Annotated in this window: 21 protein-coding genes and 1 tRNA gene; 19 read left to right on the forward strand and 3 right to left on the reverse strand. The window is 51.0% G+C overall.

Translation table 11 applies throughout. The features are described 5' to 3' along the window. The first annotated feature begins 395 nt into the window (after positions 1-395). The 10 genes from K1V27_RS15565 to K1V27_RS15610 all read left to right on the forward strand — a co-directional run bounded on the left by K1V27_RS15565 (position 396) and on the right by K1V27_RS15610 (position 8,520). Positions 396-542 (forward strand): hypothetical protein, encoded by a 147-nt coding sequence (locus K1V27_RS15565; protein ID WP_258930973.1) that lies wholly within the window; start codon positions 396-398, stop codon positions 540-542. After that, the gene (locus tag K1V27_RS15570) at positions 526-756 is read left to right on the forward strand and encodes a hypothetical protein (protein ID WP_258930974.1); all 231 of its coding nucleotides are present in this window, start codon (positions 526-528) and stop codon (positions 754-756) included. The genes K1V27_RS15565 and K1V27_RS15570 overlap by 17 nt, the downstream gene beginning before the upstream one ends. Before the next feature lie 98 nt (positions 757-854). Next, entirely contained in the window at positions 855-1,094 is a 240-nt protein-coding gene (locus K1V27_RS15575; protein WP_258930975.1) for a hypothetical protein, read from the forward strand. 170 nt (positions 1,095-1,264) lie between these two features. Further along, a complete protein-coding gene (locus tag K1V27_RS15580; protein WP_258930976.1) occupies positions 1,265-2,206 on the forward strand; it encodes an AAA family ATPase in 942 nt (313 codons plus the stop codon). A gap of 67 nt (positions 2,207-2,273) precedes the next feature. Next, complete coding sequence (locus K1V27_RS15585) at positions 2,274-3,341, forward strand: DUF3150 domain-containing protein (protein ID WP_258930977.1); 1,068 nt, start codon at positions 2,274-2,276, stop codon at positions 3,339-3,341. 75 nt (positions 3,342-3,416) lie between these two features. Next, the gene (locus K1V27_RS15590) at positions 3,417-5,120 is read left to right on the forward strand and encodes a VWA domain-containing protein (protein ID WP_258930978.1); all 1,704 of its coding nucleotides are present in this window, start codon (positions 3,417-3,419) and stop codon (positions 5,118-5,120) included. A 310-nt stretch (positions 5,121-5,430) separates the two neighbouring features. Further along, positions 5,431-5,709 (forward strand): type II toxin-antitoxin system RelE family toxin, encoded by a 279-nt coding sequence (locus K1V27_RS15595; protein ID WP_258930979.1) that lies wholly within the window; start codon positions 5,431-5,433, stop codon positions 5,707-5,709. Next, a complete protein-coding gene (locus K1V27_RS15600; RefSeq protein WP_258930980.1) occupies positions 5,678-6,031 on the forward strand; it encodes a helix-turn-helix domain-containing protein in 354 nt (117 codons plus the stop codon). The genes K1V27_RS15595 and K1V27_RS15600 overlap by 32 nt, the downstream gene beginning before the upstream one ends. 806 nt (positions 6,032-6,837) lie before the next feature. Continuing rightward, the gene (locus K1V27_RS15605) at positions 6,838-7,119 is read left to right on the forward strand and encodes a helix-turn-helix domain-containing protein (RefSeq protein ID WP_258930981.1); all 282 of its coding nucleotides are present in this window, start codon (positions 6,838-6,840) and stop codon (positions 7,117-7,119) included. A gap of 90 nt (positions 7,120-7,209) precedes the next feature. Next, on the forward strand, positions 7,210-8,520 hold the full coding sequence (locus K1V27_RS15610; RefSeq protein WP_258930982.1) for an Arm DNA-binding domain-containing protein: 1,311 nt from the start codon (positions 7,210-7,212) through the stop codon (positions 8,518-8,520). Positions 8,521-8,617: 97 nt separating this feature from the next. Here K1V27_RS15610 and K1V27_RS15615 read toward each other — a convergent pair. Beyond that, positions 8,618-8,694: transfer RNA gene (locus tag K1V27_RS15615), tRNA-Arg, on the reverse strand. Between the two features lie 118 nt (positions 8,695-8,812). On the opposite strand from K1V27_RS15615, the gene murJ reads away from it, so the two are divergent. The 9 genes from murJ to K1V27_RS15660 all read left to right on the forward strand — a co-directional run bounded on the left by murJ (position 8,813) and on the right by K1V27_RS15660 (position 18,585). Continuing rightward, positions 8,813-10,354, forward strand: a complete 1,542-nt coding sequence (murJ, locus tag K1V27_RS15620; protein WP_258930983.1) for a murein biosynthesis integral membrane protein MurJ — start codon at positions 8,813-8,815, stop codon at positions 10,352-10,354. Positions 10,355-10,525: 171 nt separating this feature from the next. After that, a complete protein-coding gene (locus K1V27_RS15625) occupies positions 10,526-10,747 on the forward strand; it encodes a hypothetical protein (RefSeq protein WP_258930984.1) in 222 nt (73 codons plus the stop codon). A 123-nt stretch (positions 10,748-10,870) separates the two neighbouring features. After that, complete coding sequence (gene hrcA / locus K1V27_RS15630) at positions 10,871-11,914, forward strand: heat-inducible transcriptional repressor HrcA (protein WP_258930985.1); 1,044 nt, start codon at positions 10,871-10,873, stop codon at positions 11,912-11,914. A gap of 76 nt (positions 11,915-11,990) precedes the next feature. Next, complete coding sequence (grpE, locus tag K1V27_RS15635; RefSeq protein WP_258930986.1) at positions 11,991-12,566, forward strand: nucleotide exchange factor GrpE; 576 nt, start codon at positions 11,991-11,993, stop codon at positions 12,564-12,566. A gap of 98 nt (positions 12,567-12,664) precedes the next feature. Continuing rightward, complete coding sequence (gene dnaK / locus K1V27_RS15640; RefSeq protein WP_258930987.1) at positions 12,665-14,596, forward strand: molecular chaperone DnaK; 1,932 nt, start codon at positions 12,665-12,667, stop codon at positions 14,594-14,596. A 297-nt stretch (positions 14,597-14,893) separates the two neighbouring features. Then, positions 14,894-16,813 carry an ABC transporter substrate-binding protein gene (locus K1V27_RS15645; RefSeq protein WP_258930988.1) on the forward strand — a complete coding sequence of 640 codons (1,920 nt, stop codon included), beginning with the start codon at positions 14,894-14,896 and terminating at the stop codon, positions 16,811-16,813. 160 nt (positions 16,814-16,973) lie between these two features. Next, positions 16,974-17,243 (forward strand): FmdB family zinc ribbon protein, encoded by a 270-nt coding sequence (locus K1V27_RS15650; RefSeq protein ID WP_258930989.1) that lies wholly within the window; start codon positions 16,974-16,976, stop codon positions 17,241-17,243. A 230-nt stretch (positions 17,244-17,473) separates the two neighbouring features. Then, complete coding sequence (gene cobO, locus K1V27_RS15655) at positions 17,474-17,995, forward strand: cob(I)yrinic acid a,c-diamide adenosyltransferase (protein ID WP_258930990.1); 522 nt, start codon at positions 17,474-17,476, stop codon at positions 17,993-17,995. A 2-nt stretch (positions 17,996-17,997) separates the two neighbouring features. Beyond that, entirely contained in the window at positions 17,998-18,585 is a 588-nt protein-coding gene (locus tag K1V27_RS15660; protein ID WP_258930991.1) for a uracil-DNA glycosylase, read from the forward strand. Between the two features lie 81 nt (positions 18,586-18,666). On the opposite strand, the gene K1V27_RS15665 is transcribed toward K1V27_RS15660, so the two are convergent. Together K1V27_RS15665 and K1V27_RS15670 are read right to left on the reverse strand one after the other, a co-directional pair. Next, on the reverse strand, positions 18,667-19,296 hold the full coding sequence (locus tag K1V27_RS15665) for a hypothetical protein (protein WP_258930992.1): 630 nt from the start codon (positions 19,294-19,296) through the stop codon (positions 18,667-18,669). 17 nt (positions 19,297-19,313) lie between these two features. Continuing rightward, complete coding sequence (locus K1V27_RS15670; RefSeq protein ID WP_258928282.1) at positions 19,314-20,534, reverse strand: ISAzo13 family transposase; 1,221 nt, start codon at positions 20,532-20,534, stop codon at positions 19,314-19,316. Positions 20,535-20,537: the final 3 nt, after the last annotated feature.

Below are 20,537 nucleotides of genomic sequence, written 5' to 3' on the forward strand. Positions count from 1 at the left end.
CCCTTCCGGAGACTAGCCCTCTTTCTGGAGGGGGGACATCTATATCCGCTGCAGAGCCGGTTAAAATGTTCCCTTCCATACGGTGGGGTCAAATATTGCCCCGATTCTCAGAAAAGACTGCATTTCGAAGCATCGTTTTACATCCCACGCAGTTGAACACTTTCCGGCCATCCCCATAAAATCGAAACCACGTTCTTTGAAAACCATATTTAGTTAATTTGCGTTCGCTGTTCGTTCCCGGGTTACGCACCGGGATGTCCGCGTGAGGGCATACCAGGCTGCAGCGAAATGAACACATCCCTGAAGGGGGAGGAATGGATCAAGCCTCATTACCCCCTCCGGGGGATTCGTGCGGCCTTCCGTTCCTCGTCCTTCCCAAAAGAAGGAGGAAGAGGATGCAGGATTTCGTTGAGCTCTTGCGAGTCGCGGTTGAGCAAACCTGCGGCGATGTGACGAAGGAGTTCAGGGTCGTGGATGACCTGAGCGAAATGCAAAATGACTTTTTCCAGGAATGGGAGGCTTATTGTGAGAAATGGCAATGATGCCTTGAAGGTTGTCATCGTCCGAGGCGATAGTGGACAGATCGAGCGGGTTTTATCAAATGCCGATCTGGATGTAATTCTCATCGATCTTGATGTTGAGGGCGCCGACGATGATGAGATCCAGGAACTCAACGGGAGAGAGGTCTTTGTTCGCTATCCCGAGAGTGAGTTGAACGTGGATCTGGTTGAAAAAGTGTTCAACTGCTGCAGTTGATGGATCTGCAGACAAGGAAACTCCCCGGTGGGGAGCGAAACGTCCCCGGTGGTGGAGGGATTGCGTCTTCCTCTCTGCCAAAAAGAAGAAGGAGACGCATGCAGCAAATATCAATTGATTTGGCCACGGTTAAGATCATTGAAGTCCGAAAACCGTTTGGCAGGATCACGATGTGGGAAAGAAGAAACCACCATTGGTATTGCCGGTCGGCCAGATGGATCATTTCCTGCGAGTCTTTAGCCAGATGCATTCACAGCTATCTTAGCTGGGGATGTTCCATCAAGATTGCCGGCGACACCGACCCCAACGTGAGCTGGTTATCGCTGGATTTGTTTTAGGTTTGTGGCTCACCGATGCCATACTTTCGCAATGTCAGTAAAATAAAGCTGCCAGGGCGGTAACCGCCTGCAGCTAACTACGACAACTTTCTTCCAATCCTACCCGAGGGGATGAATCACATTCCCCAGGGGGAGGTGTGGGTTCATCCCCTCAAACAAGAGGAGAACCCATGGAAAAGAAAGAGTACCCAATCGCGGCGACCTTCGGCGTTGCCGCTCCCGCTAATCTCACCATTCAGGGCTTTGCATCGCCAAGCCTGTTCACACCGGACCTGGACCCAAACTACGAGTTCAGGACAGACATCCTGTCGGATGTCCTCGCCTGGATCAAGATGGGCGAAGGGGAAGGTCTTTTGCTAACCGGCCCAACCGGGTCGGGAAAATCATCGATTATCTGCCAGGTGGCTGCCCGCTTGAACCTCCCGGTTCAACGCGTAACAGCACACGGTCGTCTTGAAATCCCCGAGCTCGTCGGCCATTACGCAGCGGTAAACGGCAATACGGAGTTTCAGTACGGACCACTCGCCATTGCTATGAAAGAGGGACAAATCTTTCTCCTTGACGAGTTGGATCTCCTGGACCCTGCCAACACAGGAGGCCTTAACGGAATCGCCGAAGGAACGCCGCTTGTCATTCCCGAAAAAGGGGGTGAGATCATCAGACGCCACCCCGATTTTCGCTTCGTGGTAACCGGCAACACCAAAGGTACCGGTGATATCACCGGGAACTATCAGGGTACCATGAAACAGAATATCTCATTCATGGACCGCTTCTGGATCGTACACGTTGATTATCCGGAAAGAAACGACGAGATAGGCATCCTGAAATCATGTGTACCTCACGTTCCCGATGGAATGCATGAAAAATTTGTGGATACGGCAAACGAAATAAGAGCTCTGTTCACAAACGGTTCTTACGAGACCACAGTGGACGTCACAATGTCTTCCAGGACGCTCATTAGATGGGCAAACATGTCCGTCTTTTACCAAGGTGTGGCCAAGAAGGGGAAGAACCCCCTCCTGCATGCCTTGGATCGGGCTCTGCTGTTTCGAAGCAACGAAACAAGTCGCCAGGCAATCCAGGGGATTGTTCAGCGGGTCTTCGGTTTCTAGCACAACCACCCAACTGAAAGGGCAAAAGACATCGCTTTCGCTCTTTGAAAAAGAAGGAGAATGTTCGATGAAGACACTCGACAGAATCATCTGCATTGGCCTGGACGTTTCAATCTGGTCCGGAAGAAAAAAGCTGGCTATCGAGGACACCGGAGTGAATGACCCCAGTGAGCTCCCTCCAGCTGAAATAGTATCCTTGGGGAACAAGAAGGTCGTCAATCCCGAGGATTTAAGAATTTTCCATACCCTCAAAAAACGAGCGGAACGACACCTCGATGATACGGGACTTCGGTTCTTGGGCGGATGGGGAATTCCCGATGAGAAATTTGACGAGGCGGCGATCATCCTGGACGGACTCAAAGCGGAGTTCCAGAAAGAGGCGGATGCCTTTGAGAGTCGTTTCGATACAGCTGTGCAGTCATGGGCGGAACAGCACCCGGCGTGGGCACACATTATTCTCGATGCTCAAGAATCGAGAGAGAAGGTCAGGAGTAAATTCCGGTTCTCGTGGATCCCATATCGTGTTTCCGGAGTGCGTGATTCAGAACCCATAAAGGATAGCGACAACGCAGCTATGGATAAAGGAGAGCAGGAAGGCGAACCCGAACCTCTCATCGAGGAGCTCCAGAACTTGGGCAACCGGTTGTTTACTGAAATCGCTGACAGTGCGCAGGGTGCGTGGGAAAAAACCTTTCAAGGAAGAGACAGCGTTACCCGGCGAGCTTTATCCCCGATCAAGAAGATGTTGGAAAAGCTTAAGGGATTGGCGTTTGTCGATCCTAAGGTTGTACCCATTTGCGAGTGCATTACCAGCGTCTTGAACGGTCTGCCCAAAACGGGAAAGATCGAGGGCCGCGACCTCATGGCCCTTCATGGATTGTTGTTCATCTTGTCCGATTCAGAAAAGATGGCGGCTCACGGCCAGGCTATTCTCGATGGGGGCGACCCTAACGAGTTGGTTTGGGTGGAAGTCCCGAGCCTGGAGGAACAGATACTTGTGTCTGATGTTGACGAGGAAGTTCGGGAAGAATTTGACCATGACGAGTCAATCGACACAGTTCCCCTCATCTCCTCTTTTGAAATGCCGCCGCCAGTGAGACCGGAGCCGGTACAGCCTGCTGAATGGTTTTTCTAACCAACCCCAAGCTAGTGGGTGGGAACAGCCACGAAGGTTGTCTCCTGCCTGCAAGCAAAGCAAAAGGAGATGTACATGACACAGGGAGCACTCCCAATCATTGCGGCCGCTCTTGGCCGTCATTACGGAGTCCGTGTGGTCGTTGGCGACAACGAAAAACCACGGACTGACGGGAAGGTGATCTACCTCCCCACACTTGACGACAGCCCGGAATCCGCGATCCTTGCAAGCGGTTTCATTGACCATGAGGCCTCCCACGTTCGCCTGACAGATTTTAGTCTTCAATTCGGATCAGCTTTGGAGCAATCGATCTGGAACAGTATCGAAGATGTGCGTTGCGAACGGGAACTGGGAGAGATCTATCCTGGATCTGCAAAGAACCTCGACCGGCTCGTCACTCAGTTGGTCAAGCAGAGACTGCTGTCCGACCCAGGGGAGCTCGCCACGTCCCCGGGGGCTGCCCTGGACATGTGGACTCTCTACATGTTGAGGGCGGTAGTATTGAACCAGGAAGCTCTTAATGGATATGCGAGGACCGCGAAATCTGGGGTTCGCCATGTATTCGGTGACGCGCTGACCGTTGCGGCTGAACAGATGCTGTTGGAGAAAGTACCAAAAGCGAAGTCATCAAAAGAATGCCGGAGCATAGCTCGGGAGTTGTTGACACTCATGGGTGGAGATGGACGTCCGAACCAGACTCCACCGGAACAACCCAAAAGAGCACCAGAGAAGGGCTCAAACCAAGACAAAGGCTCAGGTACCATGGGAAAACAAGGAGACAAATCGTCTCCTTCAAGCGGAAGCCTTCCTTCATCACAGGGGAACCAGAGCGGTACAAACGGGACAAAATCGTCCCAAGTCAGCAAAGCACAATTGGAGAAAACGAATTCTGAAGAACTTTTAAAGGGCCTTGGCGAAATACTGCAGGCCGCTGTCGCAAAACATTCCACCTCGGTAAATCAGGCAAACGCATCTTTCGACCCTGGATGGGAAAACGGCGGTGGCGGTGCCGGGGGGCAAAACGCAGTTCTTACAACCGGACAGACCACGCTCGATATGGGGAGAGTCAGGAAAGTTGCCGATACAATTCGCGCGAAAGTCCTGGCAATGTTACAGGCAAGTGCAAATCGACGGATATACGCTAGACGTTTTGGACTGCGATTGGAACGTCATAGTCTGTCGCGGATACTCGTTGGCGATCCACGAATCTTCGTTGGCAAGAGCCAGACGCGTTCTTTCGATACGGCAGTACATGTATTGATGGATCGGTCCGGCAGTATGAAACATAAAATGAATCCCCTTTGCGAAAGTGCTCTTGCAATAGCGACAGCACTTTACGGTGCGAAGGGCGTGAGCTTGGGCGTCAGTGTTTTTCCTGCAGCATGCCGTGATGAAGCAAACTTGATAGTTCCCCACAATAGTCCGGTAAAGCCCGATGCTTTTACCATAGGGGCGACTGGAGGTACTCCTTTGACCGAAGCCCTGTGGTATGTCATCCGGAACTTCATTCGGCTTCCCCAGAAAAGGAAGATCATTATTGTCGTTACCGATGGAGGTCCGAACAAGCCTGAAACAGCTCGGCAAATGGCGTCTCTTGCGCGCAATGTCGGGTTCGAAACATATGGGATTGGAATCGCGACAGCGGGGATGGAGCAAGAGATCCTTAAGATGAAGATCCACATGGATGAACTCTTCACCCCGAAAAATGCTTCGGTCATCACAAACATCTACGGCGTAACAGACGCCATGATGTCCGTCATCGAGAAGACGTTTCTATAGACGATGAAGTATCCTCGACCACGTCAGAGGGAATATGCTTTTTCTCTCTGACTCCACAGAAGGAGTGAGGTGCATACAAAAATCCGAGAAGGGATTCCCGTGGCATCAATGATAACATACATGGGCACCTGTCGCTTCGGAAGGTACTATTTGAGCATGTTGAGAAAATCTATTGTACTGCACGGGGTAATTGAGCTGATCCGAATGATCAGTCGCTTCCTATCTGGAAATAACTGATGGTAACAAAGAGGGTAAGGCATACTTTACTTTCAATTTATGTTGCACTAATATTTAGTGCAAGGAGTCAGGCATGGCTTGGCGTTCCAGACTGACAAAGAAGGCAGAGAAACAGGCTGCCAAGCTGCCTAAAACGATAAGAGAGCTGCTGTTTCAGCTGCTCCGCGAAGTTGAATTGTCGGGTCCTGTACGCGGAAACTGGCCGAATTATTCAAAGCTCGGCGAGGGCAGGCATCACTGCCACCTCAAAAAAGGCAGGCCTACTTACGTTGCTGTGTGGGTGGAGCGCGAAGACGAAATTAGACTTGTGGAGGTAATATATGCGGGCACACACGAAAACGCGCCATACTGAAACATCGGATATGGTGAGGTTCATCGGCCCACCTGATAAAATACGGGAGGTAAGAAAGTTTGCAGCTTCGTTGGGCCTTGCCGACATTGAGGATACTATTGACTATCGCGATGCCTTTCCCGAGTTTGCCGGGAAGGAACAACAGATAGCTGTCAGAGCATACCGCGTGCGTGAGGGTCTCACCCAGGAACAGCTTGCCAAACTTACCGGTATTCCCCGTCGCCATATTTCTGATATGGAGAATGGCCGCCGTCCCATCGGTAAAGAAAATGCCAGAAAGCTGGCACAAGCTCTGAATACCGATTATAGGATGCTGTTATAGGGTCTTGAACAGAATCAGACACGCAGAGAGGGGAAGGTGGTCACACCTTCCCCTTTCTTTGTTCTCGGCAAGCTTTGTTACGCATGCGAGCTGAAGTAATTCAGTGCCAGCGGCATGTCAGAAGATGAACTTCGCTTAATCTTCAATGTCTTCTCCTCAAATCTGCCAATCACAATGGGGATGCTGCGAACCAAGATGAGAGACGCATGCCACTTTCATACTCATACGTAACTCTGAGCATGTGGCGTTTGGAGCCCAGGTAGACGGTTACAAATCTCTCAAATATTCTGTAAACATATCACGGAACACTCCCTCAATTCTTCTTTTTGACTCCAAAGCTTCCATTTCCTGAAACTCGTCAACTGCAATCCAGACAGGCTTTGATAAAAAAATGTCACGGTACGCGGTCCGACATTATGAAACATAGAATGAACCGGTTAATAAAGGAGCAGATCAACCGGTCGGTTCAAAACAACGACCCCTAATGAAGCCGATTTGATACTCGAACTGCAAACCAAGACACCTCCACCAGGCTGTTCCTACAAGATTCGACAGAGGGGCTTACACAATCCGGAGGTTTTTCATTTGCAGATGGATGGCCTCAAAATTTGGGAAAAAATGGATTTTGAACCTGTGTTTTCGACACCACGGGTTTGTGATGTTTTTCCGTTTCGACCTAGAATGTCACCAATTTCAAAAGAAATGAACACAAACATTAACGGGCGTCCATGCTCATAACCTCGGTCGCCTTCAGGCCTTTTAAAGCTGAGTGATTGGATCTGAAAGCGTCAGCAAGGATAGACAGAATGGAAGAGTACCTCACGACCGACGAACTATGTGATCGAATCAAGTACCGGAAACAAACGGTCTATAATCTGATTCACAAACGAGTTCTTATCGCAGGAAAACATTTTGTCAAACCGACTCCCAAAAAGATTCTGTTCAAATGGACTGAGATGTTGCGTTGGGTTGAGAATAAGGGAAGTGTAGAAGATTGCCAGATTCCAAGCAACTCGGAACAAAGCGATGGCTACGTGAACCTTGCCGTCTCTCATGAGAAAAAAATAGCGAGTCTGATTCGGATCTGAAGTCTTTTCAACTCAAGCACTCATTCTTCTGCTAGAATAATTGGGTGTGAAAATCAGCGGAAGGAGGTGTTGCGATGAGAGGAGCATAGAATGGCAGAAAAAGCATCACTTGCCAGGGTTGTAACTTTTCCTCGGAACAAGAGACTGGGTGAAAAATCGCGCAAGGCTGGCCTGAATCGGAATAGAGAAGGATCGGTTCGCAAGATTAACGGCAAGGTTTACGTGGATTTCATGTATCTGGATGAGAGAGTGAGGGAATCTTCCGGACTGGTTTGGAACGAGAAGAATGCGAAGACTGTCAGAGAGCAGCTCGACAAGATTATCGTAGCCATCAAGTCGGCGACCTTCAGGTTTGCAGAGGTCTTTCCCGAGAGCAAGAATCGCGATCACTTCACCGCCAAGGAGCGGGAAGTTTACAGGCTCAAGGAGACGCCGGAACAGGTTGGCTGCAAGGGTTACTTCGACAACTGGATTGATTTGGTGAAGGGATCCAAACGGGTAACGGGACGCACCTTGTTGGGATATAAAAGGTATATGGAGCTTTACCTTAGCCCCTTTTTTGGAAAAATGACGTTTGCAGACTTCAATGCCAGCACGTTCGAGAAATTCGTCGCATGGGCAAGGCAGCAGCGCTACAGGGAGAAAGAAATCTCCGGCAATACCATCAACAAGTGCTTCACGATTCTAAAGATGATCTGCAAAAGCGCATCGATCGAGTACGGATGGGGCAGCAGCTACAATGCATTTTTTGGTTTCAAGAAACTTCCGGAAGATGACCCCTACGAGGACATTTTTCCTTTCTCCGTTGAGGAGCAGCAGCAGTTGATCGACCACCTGCCGGATCATTGGAAGCCTTACTTCCGCTTTGCATTCTACGCCGGCCTGAGACCGGGCGAACAGATCGCCATTAGGTCGGAAGATATCGACTGGAAACAGGGCCTTCTCAACATCCGCAGAGCGATGACATTGGATGAGGATGGCAAGAAAGTTGTGGGAACAACCAAGAACCGCTACAGCCGTAGAACCATCAAGCTCATTCCGATCATGCTAAACGCTCTTAAGGAGCAAAAACAAATCCATGACCGATTTATGAGTGAATATTTCTTCTGTACGACCAGTGGCGCGCAGGTAAACGTTAGCAACCTGCGAAACCGTGTCTGGATTCCGGCTTTAAAGAACGCAGGCCTGCAATTCCGGGAGATGAAGCAGACGCGTCACACCTTTGCAACCATTGCGCTCTCCTGCGGGGAGAGCCCTCTCTGGATCGCGAGCGTGATGGGCCACCGGGACTCGGGCATGATCATCAAGGTTTACAGCAAGTATATCGCGAATGCCCGCGGAGCAGAGGACGGTGGTTTTCTCAATAACACTCTGCAGGGTGGCAAAGGTAGCAACGGGTAATGATAGGTAACGGCCATTTTTGGCAAAATTTTGGCAAAAATTCCCACAGAAACGTAAAAAGGAGCTAGCCAATTTCGGCTAACTCCCTGAAATTACTTGGTGCGCCCAGGAGGATTCGAACCTCCGACCTACGGATTCGTAGTCCGGCACTCTATCCAGCTGAGCTATGGGCGCAACGTTCAAACGCAGACTATGTAACAAAGTTTGCTTGTCTTAGCAAGGGCAAAACTAAACCGGTAATAGACGGGAAAGACTTGATTCCGTGAGTGGTTTTTGGAACAGAAGAGTGCAGATGGGATGGGCCGCTTTCATCATGGGGGCAAGCATCCTCGTATCGCGTTTCATGGGATTGATTCGGGACAAGACCATTTCATATTTTTTCGGTGCCAGCAATCAATCCGACCTCTATTTCGCGGCGTTCGTCATCCCCGACTTCATCAATTATCTATTGGCTGGTGCTTACTTTTCCATCACCTTGATACCCCTCCTTGCCGATTATTTCGACCATAATGAACAGGATGGGTGGCACTTTTTTTCGACGGTCTTTACCTGGATCGGGTTGATCATTTCGGTCCTCACCGGAGTGGCCATGATATTGGCTCCGCAACTGGCTCATATTGCCGCTCCCGGCCTGCAGGAGGAGGATCTGACACGCCTCGCCTGGTTCCTGCGCATTATCTTGCCCGCGCAAATCTGTTTCCTGTTGGGCTCATGCCTTTCGGCCGTATTATATCTCAGGAAGCAATTTACCGTGCCCGCGTTGACTCCCCTCATCTACAATTTGTCCATCATCGCCGGCGGTGTTTTGCTACACGGCTGGGGAATCGTAGGATTCTGTTGGGGAGTACTGGCGGGAGCCTTACTGGGCAACCTGCTGTTGCCCTACCTGGCGGTGCGTTGGGGAGGCGGACTGCGACTCCGATTTTCCCTGTACCATCCCGGTCTTAAGCGTTTCATCGTGTTGGCACTGCCCCTGATGCTGGGGCAGTCCATCGTGGTGCTGGACGAGCAACTTGTCCGGGTGTTTGGGTCGCTCGCCGGAGTGGGAGCCATAAGCTGGCTCAGCTATGCGCGCCGCATTATGCTGGTGCCGGTGGGAGTGGTGGCTCAGGCAGCGGGTGTCGCTTCCTTCCCCTTCTTGGCCGATCTATTTTCCAAGAAAAATTTTACCCAGTTTCACAAGACGCTGAACGAGGCTTTGAAAAGTGTCCTGACATTGCTTATCCCCGTTTCTTTGTGGATGATGGTCGTGGCCAGGCCCACCATCACCTTGATATTTCAGCAGGGTCATTTTGGCTGGCAAGACACTGAACAGACCGCCCTGCTGCTGCAAATCCTTCTTGCGGCAGTCTTCTGCTGGGGTTTTCAGCAGGTTCTTGGACGCGGGTTCTATGCCTGTCAGGACACTCTCACACCGGCTATTCTTGGAACCATCGTTATGTTGATTTCGCTCCCCGTTTATTATGTCCTTACCCAACACTACCAGGCCGTCGGCGTAGCCCTGGCCAGTGCAATTTCCGTCGCTCTCTACACGGCGGCTCTGTTTCTGTGGTGGTTGTATCGTTTTGGAGGAGAATCTTTCGCCGGTCTGGGTGAGATTGTGGTGAAAGTGGCCATCGTTTCTGTTGTCGCCTGCGGCCCTGCAACGTTTCTGGCGACTTTGCGAATTCCCCATTGGCACAATCATCCGTATTTGGAAGCCTTGTATACCATCGCAGCCAGCGGCTTGATGTTCTCTATTATTTTTCTCGCTTTGGCAGGCTATTTTCTACCTGCGCTGATAAGGCCCTTTTTGCGCAAGCTCGGGCCCCTTGGCACCCGGTTCATCCGTTGAGGCACGGTCGTTGGAGCACATGCGGTATTGCGGTATTGCTTGTTCTTTGTCGGAGTTCATGCTAAGCAGGATCGAAACTCTTGCCAGGGTGAAGTTATGCCTTAATTTCACTGAATAAAATGGATTTTGGATAGGATTGAGTCAAGGATCCATGTGAAGAGGAGATGAACGATGAAAAAGATGTGGATTCAACTGAAACCCACTACCGATAAGAATGCGCTCATTGAACAACTGGGGGAAATCGGCCGCGTTGAAAAAGATCCCAAGGATAATCTGCGCCTGATCCTCATTTTCCACAACCAGTCAGAGAGTGGCATGCGCATGGCGGGGTTTCGGCTTTCACAGGACTTTATTAAATATTTTGAAGACTTTGACATGGTGTCTGAAAACTGAATTTTTTGGCTGCGAGGCCCTTTAATTTCTCCTCATCGACTTGACAAAGAGCGGGGTCAGCGCTAAGTTACGCTAGCACTCAAGGGAAATGAGTGCTGATAAATGGGAGGAGAATTTCTTCGGATGGAGCTCAGCGAACGCGACCAAAAAGTTCTTGAGGCCGTTGTCAATGATTATATCAAAACCGGTGAACCGGTAGGTTCGCGGGTAATTTCCAAACGACACGGTTTGAACGTAAGTTCTGCGACCATCCGTAACGTCATGGCCGATTTGGAGGAGATGGGACTGCTCTATCAGCCGCACACTTCGGCGGGTCGTGTGCCTACTGAAAAAGGACTGCGTTTCTACCTGGACTCGATCGCCGAGTTCAAGAAACTGGAGAGCAAGGAGCGCGCCCTCATTCGCCGGGCTTTTCAGGAAAGTACAAGAGATTTCAAGGAGTTGCTGCGCAAAACCTCACATGTTTTGTCCAAATTCTGCAAGCAGGCGGCAGTGGTGCTTTGGCCGAGGCTTGCATTAACAAGATTCAAGCACATCGAATTCATTCGAATAAGAGTGCGCCAAATCTTGGTGATACTCATTTCCAGGTCTGGCCTGGTGCAGCACTACACCCTCCACTGGGATGAGGATATTTCGCAGGATGAGCTGGACAAATTCAGTCGATATTTGAACGAACTGCTCGAAGACATACCTCTCGGGGAAGTCAAAAAGCGAGTGCTCAACGAGATGCACAAGGAGAAAGTGCTGTTTGATGAATTATACTCACGCGCTCTGGCAATGACGCAACAGGTCTTCCAGGCCGGCTTTGAAAACAGCGATATCTACATCGAAGGACAAATCAATCTGCTCAATAGTCCGGAATTCACCGACGTCCAGCGGTTGAGGCGCATCCTCGAGGCTTTTGAAGACAAGTCCAGGATCATCAGACTGTTGGACATGACCCTCAATGTGTCGGAAGGTGTACAAATAATCCTGGGTCCCGAAATGGAATTGAAGGAACTGCATGAAATAGGACTGATCTCATCTCCATACCGCAGGGGCGACACTTTGCTTGGTGCGCTGGGTGTTATTGGCCCGCTGAGAATGGATTATTCGAAAATCATTCCAGTGGTGGAATTCACCGCCGATTTACTGAGTGAGCTTCTGGAGGAACCCGTTGAAGAATAGATCGCCCGGGTGGCAGTATGATCTGCAAAACGCAGTGCGATCACGTTGAGGCTACCCGGAGGGAGGCTTGATATAGATGTCTGAGGAACAAAAGGAGAAAGAGCATTTGGATTCTGATGTGGACTGGGAGAGTGACGAGGGGACGGATACGCCCGCAGAATCGGACAGCGCAGAAAAAGAGTGTGAACAACTCTTGCATGAAAAGGAAGAAGAAGTCGTTAAGCTGCAGGACCGAATTTTACGGCTTGCAGCGGAAATGGAAAACACCCGTAAACGGCTCGAACGCGAGAAATCTGAAGGGATCTGCTTTGCCAATGAAAGCCTGATGCGTGAATTGTTGGGAGTGCTCGACAATTTCGAACGCGCCATACAACACGCTGAAAGTGGAACCGAAGCAGACAGCTTGCTCGAAGGCATACGCATGATTCATAAGGGGCTCTTGGACAGCCTTGCCAAATTCGGTTGTAAGCCCTTTGAATCGGTGGGTGAAACTTTTGACCCAAACCTTCATGAAGCGGTCATGCAGCAAGAAGCGGCCGACGAACCGGAAAATGTTGTGCTGCAGGAACTGCAGAAGGGATATAGATTGAACGATCGATTGCTGCGACCTGCAATGGTGGTGGTTTCCAAAGCTGCCGACCGAGGCCAGTGAGGCGCTTTGGATCAAAGAAAATCCAAGCATCTATGGAAAAATTCACTTCCAAGATTTAGCTTTGAAGTACCTATAAATTATCCAAGGAGGCAATTCGCATGAGTAAAGTCATCGGCATTGATTTGGGGACTACTAATTCGGTAGTTGCCATTATGGAAGGGAAAGAGGCAAAAGTTCTGACCAACTCCGAAGGGGGGCGGACAACGCCTTCCATGGTAGCTTTTACCGAAAGTGGTGAACGTCTCGTAGGACAGGTTGCCAAACGGCAGGCAATAACCAATCCTGAGAACACGATTTTTGCCGTTAAGCGCCTTATCGGCCGCAAGTTTGACTCCGAAGTGGTGCAAAACGATGTAAAAATCCTGCCCTATAAGATAGTGAAGGCGTCCAACGGCGATGTCCATATTCAGGCACGGGGCCGAGACTACAGCCCCACAGAGATCTCCGCCTACATTTTGACAAAAATGAAACAGACAGCCGAAGATTATCTGGGCGAAAAAGTAAGCGAGGCGGTTATTACCGTACCGGCCTACTTCAACGACAGCCAGCGTCAGGCTACCAAGGATGCGGGTAAGATTGCCGGCCTGAATGTTCTGAGAATAATCAATGAACCGACGGCGGCTTCGCTCGCCTATGGACTCGATAAGAAGAAGGACGAGAAGATAGCGGTATTCGATTTGGGCGGCGGTACGTACGACATTTCTATTCTTGAAATCGGCGAGGGTGTGTTCGAGGTGAAGGCGACCAATGGGGATACACACCTGGGCGGAGAAGATTTTGATCAGCGCGTCATTGACTGGCTGGCTAACGAGTTCAAGAAGGATTACGGAATTGATTTGCGCAATGACAAAATGGCCTTACAGCGGCTCAAGGAAGGCGCCGAAAAGGCCAAAATCGAGCTCTCCACAACCATGGAGACGGAGATCAACCTGCCGTTTATCACGGCCGATGCATCCGGCCCCAAACATATGAACATCAAACTGACCCGAGCGAAGTTTGAATCGCTTGTGGAGGACCTCATCGATCGCCTCGTAGCCCCTATGGACCATGCCCTGCGGGATGCGGGGCTGAGCCGCAAGGACATCGATGAGGTGATCTTGGTGGGAGGCATGACCCGGATGCCTCGAGTGCAGCAAAAAGTACAGGAATTTTTTGGCAAGGAGCCGCACAAGGGGGTGAATCCCGATGAAGTGGTGGCCATTGGTGCTGCCATTCAGGCGGGAGTTCTGAAGGGTGATGTGAAAGACGTCCTGTTGCTGGATGTGACGCCCCTTTCTCTGGGCATTGAGACCCTGGGCGGCGTAATGACCAAGCTCATTGAGCGGAACACCACCATTCCCACCCGCAAAAGCCAGATTTTTTCCACCGCGGCCGACAACCAAACGGCGGTTTCCATCCATGTGCTGCAAGGCGAACGCGAAATGGCCGCAAACAACAAGACTCTGGGTCGTTTTGAACTGGTCGGCATTCCGCCGGCTCCACGCGGTGTCCCCCAGATCGAGGTGACCTTTGACATCGATGCCAACGGCATTGTTCACGTGTCGGCAAAGGATCTGGCGACACAAAAGGAACAATCCATCCAAATAACGGCTTCCAGCGGGCTTTCCGAGGAAGAGATCAACAATCTGGTTAGAGAAGCTGAGACGCACGCCGAAGAGGACCGCAAGAAGAGAGATCTGGTGGAAGCACGCAATCAGGCGGACAGCCTCATTTATAGCACAGAGCGCACCATGCGGGACATGGGTGACAAGCTCGATGCCAAAACCCGTCAGGACATTGAGGCACAGATCGAGAAGGTCAGGAAGGCGATGGAAGGTGAGGATCAGCAATTGATCAAACAGGAGATGGATCAATTGATGCAAATTTCTCACAAAGTTGCCGAAGAAGCTTACAAACGGGCGGCTGAACAGTCAGGTGCAGGTGCTGCAGAAGGCGCTGCAGGTCAGGCTGGATCTGGAACCCAGGGAAGTGCCGATGATGATGTGGTGGATGCAGATTTCGAAGAGGTGAAAGAGAACAAAGAACAATAATCCCGGCAGTTTTGCCCTTGGCTGACGGCCATTGGAACACAGTGCCCACGGCAGCTATGGGAGTCAGGGAATGGAGCAGGTGCAAACCGCCTGTGCACGTGCCCGGATGTGGCGGTCAAGTATTGGGCGACCGGATGGCAGTGACGATCTGTGCTCACGAAACGGGATGTGAACAACATTGAGGGTGCATGAGAATTTTCATGTGCCCTTAATAGTTTTTTAAGGTATAGTAAAAATTCGTGCAGTTTCTCCCGAGGTCATTTCACGGCTGTTTGATCGCCCTGCAAGAGGCTTTCTATGAAAAAATATGGCTGTTGGCTTGCAATATTGCCGGTTATTGCTCTTGTCGTCAACTGTTCGACTGTTCAACGCAGTGGTCCCGCTTTAATTCCCCGTAGCCAGCTTCACCAGCCCCCGCCTCCACAAGCAAAGGCCCTCTGGGATCAGGCCGCCAAGCAACAGAAGCAAGGCAACCTGCGGGCGGCCATGGCTTCATGGGAACAAATTGCCCAATCCTACCCCAACAATGCGATCGCTGCAGATTCATTCTACCAGTTGGGTGCCGCCTATATGCAGGCGGGGCAGATGGATCGTGCCCTGCAGTATTTTGATTATGTGATTTACGCGTACCCCCAGTGGGAGAATGTTGATCTTGCCAGGGTTGGTCAATTGCGAGTGCTATGGGCGAAAGGGGAGAAAAAACGAGCGGAACGAGAAGCCGGGGACTTGGTGGAATCTTCTCCACAGAATCCAGAAGTTAGAGTCCAGTTGGCTCAATTAATGATCGATATTGCCAAGGACAAACGCGACGTTGATAAAGGCTTTGATTGGGCGCAGCAAGGTTTCAATGCTGCAACAACGGAACAGCACAGGAAGATGCTCACAGAAGCCACCGTCGGCCTGCTGAATCAGGCTGATGAAACGTCCATCAACAGATTACTGCAAACAAATCCGAACGCGTTCATGCGGTTATTTTTGGATTATCGCACGGCTCGGATTCGATTGGAAAGAGACCCTACGGACAGCAATCGCCAGGTTTTGTATTCTTTATTGCAGCAAAATCCGACGCATCCACTGGCGATGGAAATTCAGGCCAGTTTACGGGGGATGCCTTCCGGGGTGAGCCTCCCTCTGCATGCGGATCGCATTGGATGTTTGATACCTTTGAATGGGCCGTATCGGCACTATGGCAGCAGTGTTTTAAGGGGAATCACACTGGCGGAAGCAGAATGGAACCAAGCCCATCCGGATCAACAAATTCAGGTGGTCATCAGGGACACACGGGCAGAACCCGAAATGGCTAAGAAGTCGTTCGAGGATCTTGCTAAGAACGAAGGGGTCTTGGCTATTATCGGTCCTTTGGGTGTCAAGTCTGCAAAGGCCGTATTTCCCTCGGCCAACAACTGGAATATGCCGCTTTTGGCGTTGTCTCAGAAGGATGAGGAAGCTTCCAGTAATCCCTACGTGCTTCATGTTTTTCTTGATAATCGGGATTTGGTGGAAACTTTGGTGAGTTTCTGCCGGGAAAAGATGGGCTATACCAAGTATGCCACGCTTTATCCTAATGACCGGTACGGGCAGAGGCTATCCAAAATTTTCTCTGACGTCCTTCGAGACCAGGGCTTCAGCCTGCTGGCAAGCGTTCCGTATCAGCCCAACAGCACCGATTTCAAAGAGCCCATTCGGAAGCTCATGGATGCGGCTAAGAAAAATTCGCCACCTTCTGGCCTGGACGTTACCCCGTTTGAGATTTTATTCATACCGGACCAGGTGCGGGAAGTTGCTTTGATTGCACCACAACTGCCATATTACAATGTTGTCGGTGCCACATTGCTGGGTACCAACCTTTGGGGGGAAGCACCGCTCCCCAAGGAAGGCGGAGCCTATGTGGAAAATGCGATTTTTGCGACGTCCTTTTCTGTGGATGCACAGTCTCGAGAGACCCAGGAATTTCGCCGAAAATACGAGAGCCTTTACCGCAGCCCTCCCGGTTATTTGGAGGCGCAAGCCTATGACGCGCTCATGATCTTGCTGCAGGCCCGCTACCTGCTTTCGCCCGCTTCGATCGAACGAACCGCCTTGTTGCAGAGGCTCCTGGAGCTTCGAGATTATCGGGGCGTCACCGGGATTTGTTCATTTTCCCCGGATGGTAAAATGCAGAAACAATACGTGTTATTGCAGGTTAAGAATGGGCGGATTGTACAAATTAACCCGTGATATCTGCGCGGGGATCGGTGCGCCAGAGTCTTCGTTGCCAACTGGTAGCTCGCATAAAAGCTTGACATCAGAGTTGCCGGGCTTATAATCTTACTGATTGACTAAATATGCTCTAATACGTTGCTGTTTGATGTCATAAAATGTAAAGGAGGCGCAGGAGATGCCAATTTACGAGTATGAATGCACCAAGTGTGGAAAAGTGACCGAAGCGATGCAAAAATTTTCTGATCCCCCGCTGGTTGAATGCTGCGAATGCCGTGGTGGGTTACGCAAGCTGGTTTCCATGAGCACTTTCCATCTTAAGGGTTCCGGCTGGTACACAACTGATTATGCCGGCAAGAACCAGAGTACGAGCTCGAGTAAGACCGAATCAACGGCTACCGAAAAGGCCGAAAGCCCCAAAAAAGAAAGTAAGAGTTCCACCGAATAATACGCCGCATTCAAAGGATATTCGAAGAGAGCAGGTTATCTGGCCTGCTCTTTTTGTTTTCAGAGACAGGATCTGTTCGCTACGGGGAACTGCACAAACACGGTAACTGGTTTTGCCTGCGCATCTGTCTCTAATTGTATCCCGAAATAGGGGGGCAGCGGGTGCAGACTTGCTTTAGTCGCGCTGTTTTGAAACACGCACTGCATATCCTGAAGAGATTGGAATGAGTCATGCGGAGAGGATTACTTATTGTCTTTACCGGGAACGGCAAAGGCAAAACGACAGCAGCACTGGGAATGGCCTTGAGGGGTGCCGGCCACGCTATGAAGATCCGCATTTTGCAGTTTATCAAAGGGGCAATGAAGTATGGCGAGTTGACTTCGTTGACTCATCTTGACGGGGTGTCCATTGAACCCCTGGGCAGCGGGTTTACCTGGCAAAAGGAGAGTCTTGATGAAGATCGGGAGCTCGCGCGTCTCGGTTGGGAAAAGGCCCGGAGGGAAATTCTGCATGGGGACTATGATCTGATCGTACTGGATGAACTGTGCTACGTGTTGTCTTATGGATTGCTCCGCCTCGATCTTGTTCTGGAAACCCTTAGAAACCGTCCGCCACATCTGCATGTGGTGGTAACCGGTAGAAATGCTCCTGACGACTTGATTCGAGAAGCCGATTGCGCTACCGAGATGAGAGTCATTAAACATCATTACGTGGATCAGGGTATCAAGGCGCAGCAGGGAATCGAATTCTAGTTATGGCAACCACCAAGGCACACGGGCTGAAGAGCCTGTACCGTCTCATCCAAAATGATGAGAGTTATAGAACGGCTGCCATGGGTAACATTTTTGTGCCAGGCATGGGGACGACTGAAAACGCACCCATCGTTCTGGTGGGGGAGGCTCCGGGCAAGGAAGAAGAAAAGCGCCGTGAACCTTTTGTCGGTCCTGCCGGCAAGCACCTTAATTCGCTGCTCGATCAGATTCATCTCTCGCGTGAGCGGGTATTTATTACCAACCTCATAAAGTATCGCCCTCTGACCAAGAATCATGGCAACAGAAGCCCGACAGCCCGGGAGAGGCGTATCGCTTTGCCGTATTTGCTGCAGGAATTGAATATCCTTAACCCGTTGATAGTGGTTTGTTTGGGGCTTTCCTCGGCTAAAGCCCTGTTGCAGCAATCCAAATTGACAATGCAAAAGGCGAACGCCTCCCTGTATACGCAACATGGTCTGAGACTGCTGGTGACGTATCATCCTTCCCCTTTGAACTACATGATTGCGGCAAAAAGAGAAGCCATGCAGACGGCTTTCATGAGGTTGAAGCAGTTTATCGATAATGTTTGAATCACACTCCGCTCGCCAAATTACAGAAAGTCAGTTGAGGCCAGCCGGCTGTTCTCCTCTACGCACGGCTATGGGACGTCACTATGCTTCGAATGGCTTGGGTATGGACTGCCCCCTGGGATCTCCCGGCAGATAGTACCCGGTAACCTTCTTGTATGCTTCCGAGGTACGCTTGCCGGGGACGCCGTCTACCATAACGAAAATGCCCGGGTAGGTGTTCAGCCATCGCTGCAGCTCCTCTGCGCGCAAGGCGATGGCCGGATCTTGCGACCTGGTCATCGCATAGGTGACGATCATCGGTTCTGCGTCTGGACGGCGGGCCGGCTGATCAGAGAAATCGATCAAATTTGCCTCGGCCATGCGTCGCAACAGCACCGCCGCTCCACACTGTCTGGACACCGCCACATCCGACCAGGTGCCGTCGGCGGTGTATTTGCCGCTGGTGTAATGATTGGAGAAGCTCCACAGATAGGGCGAAAGCACATGCGAATGATATAGGCGATATCCCCAACCGTTGTAACCCTCAAGCTGGTAGAGCGTCCCCGCCAGGCTCCAGTCTGTTTGTGCTCCAAGGCCCCTCATGGTGAGCGCATCTTCGGCGCTTTCTTCCCAGGCAAAGGGAGGGCTCCCTTTTTTGGGTCTGCCCTTGGGGATATGTATGGTGCGCCTGGTGAGCGGATCGCCGTTGTGGAGGTGTTTAGTGCGTGTCACAAAATAACATTTACAGTTTATGCGGATTGTGGGCGTATAGCATAGTTCCACTCGCCATGGAATTCGTCACGGACGATGTTGACCTGGCGCAACTCCTTGTCCGAAACCTTAATTCCTTTGGGATACTTATTGGTATCGAGCTCGCACTTGACTGTCAGGCCTGTGCGGGTCTTCGTTGAAGCAATGAGGTTGACGATCACTTCATGACTCACAAGAGGTTTACCCCGCCAATTCTGACTGATGAAGGAAAAGAGTCGATGCTCGATCTTGTTCCACTTGCTGGTGCCCGGTGGGAAATGGCAAACCGATATGACAAGACCAGTTTCGTTGGCGAACTTCTGCAACTCGATCTTCCAGAGTCGAACTCTCGCCCCGTTGCTGCCGCCACCATCAGCGGTAATCAGAAGGCGAGCCGCCTTCGGATAAGCTTCCCGTCCCATGGTAATCCACCACTTGCGGATGCTTTCCACGGCAAACGTTGCAGTGTCATGGTCGGTTCCGACATTGACCCATCCGGTATTGCGGGTCTGGTCGTAAATCCCGTAGGGGGCCACTTTTCCAAGTTCGGGGATCTCAAAATCGTAGACGCGGACTTTTTCCGGGTTGCCCTTTGGTCGGAGCTCCCGTCCACCGTTCTTGAAGTCACCCACACGTTCCTTCTTCTTTGTGTCCACCGAAATAACAGGCTGGTTACAAGACTGAAACTCCTTGACCTTCCCGTGAATGTGCTCAAACTGGGCATTCCGGTCCGGATGCTTGCCTCCTTCAGCGGTCTTTCGGTTCGCCTGCAGACTATAGTCCATCGCGGGAAGGAGCTCGGCAACCATCCGGTGACTGGTCTTATGTCCCATTTTCTTCAATTCATCGGAAAGATTACGCACACTCTTAGCCGTCCATCGCAATGGCGATTCGGGATCTCCTCTTGTGACGGGTTCAATGAGTCCTTCCAAGTCACTTCGAAGTGTCTCGTCAACTTCGATGGTACGCTTTCGTCCTCCGCCTTTCTTGCGCACACGCACCGCAGAGGACTTCGCAGAAGCCTCCTTTGTCGTTTCATCAAGAAGCTCTTTGCACCCCATAGTGATCGTTGGCCGCGAGATCCCTGTCGCTTGAGACGTCACGGAGATGCCTCCACGGCCAAGAACCAGCGCCTCGGCAGCCACGTAGAGTCGCAGCTGCCTCTCGTTGAGCAGTGGAGCCAGAAATTCAAATCGTTTTTTGATCAGTTCTTTCTCCATGAC

This window comes from Desulfoferrobacter suflitae (assembly GCF_022603395.1).
GTDB classification, from domain to species: Bacteria; Desulfobacterota; Syntrophobacteria; order Syntrophobacterales; family Syntrophobacteraceae; genus Desulfoferrobacter; species Desulfoferrobacter suflitae.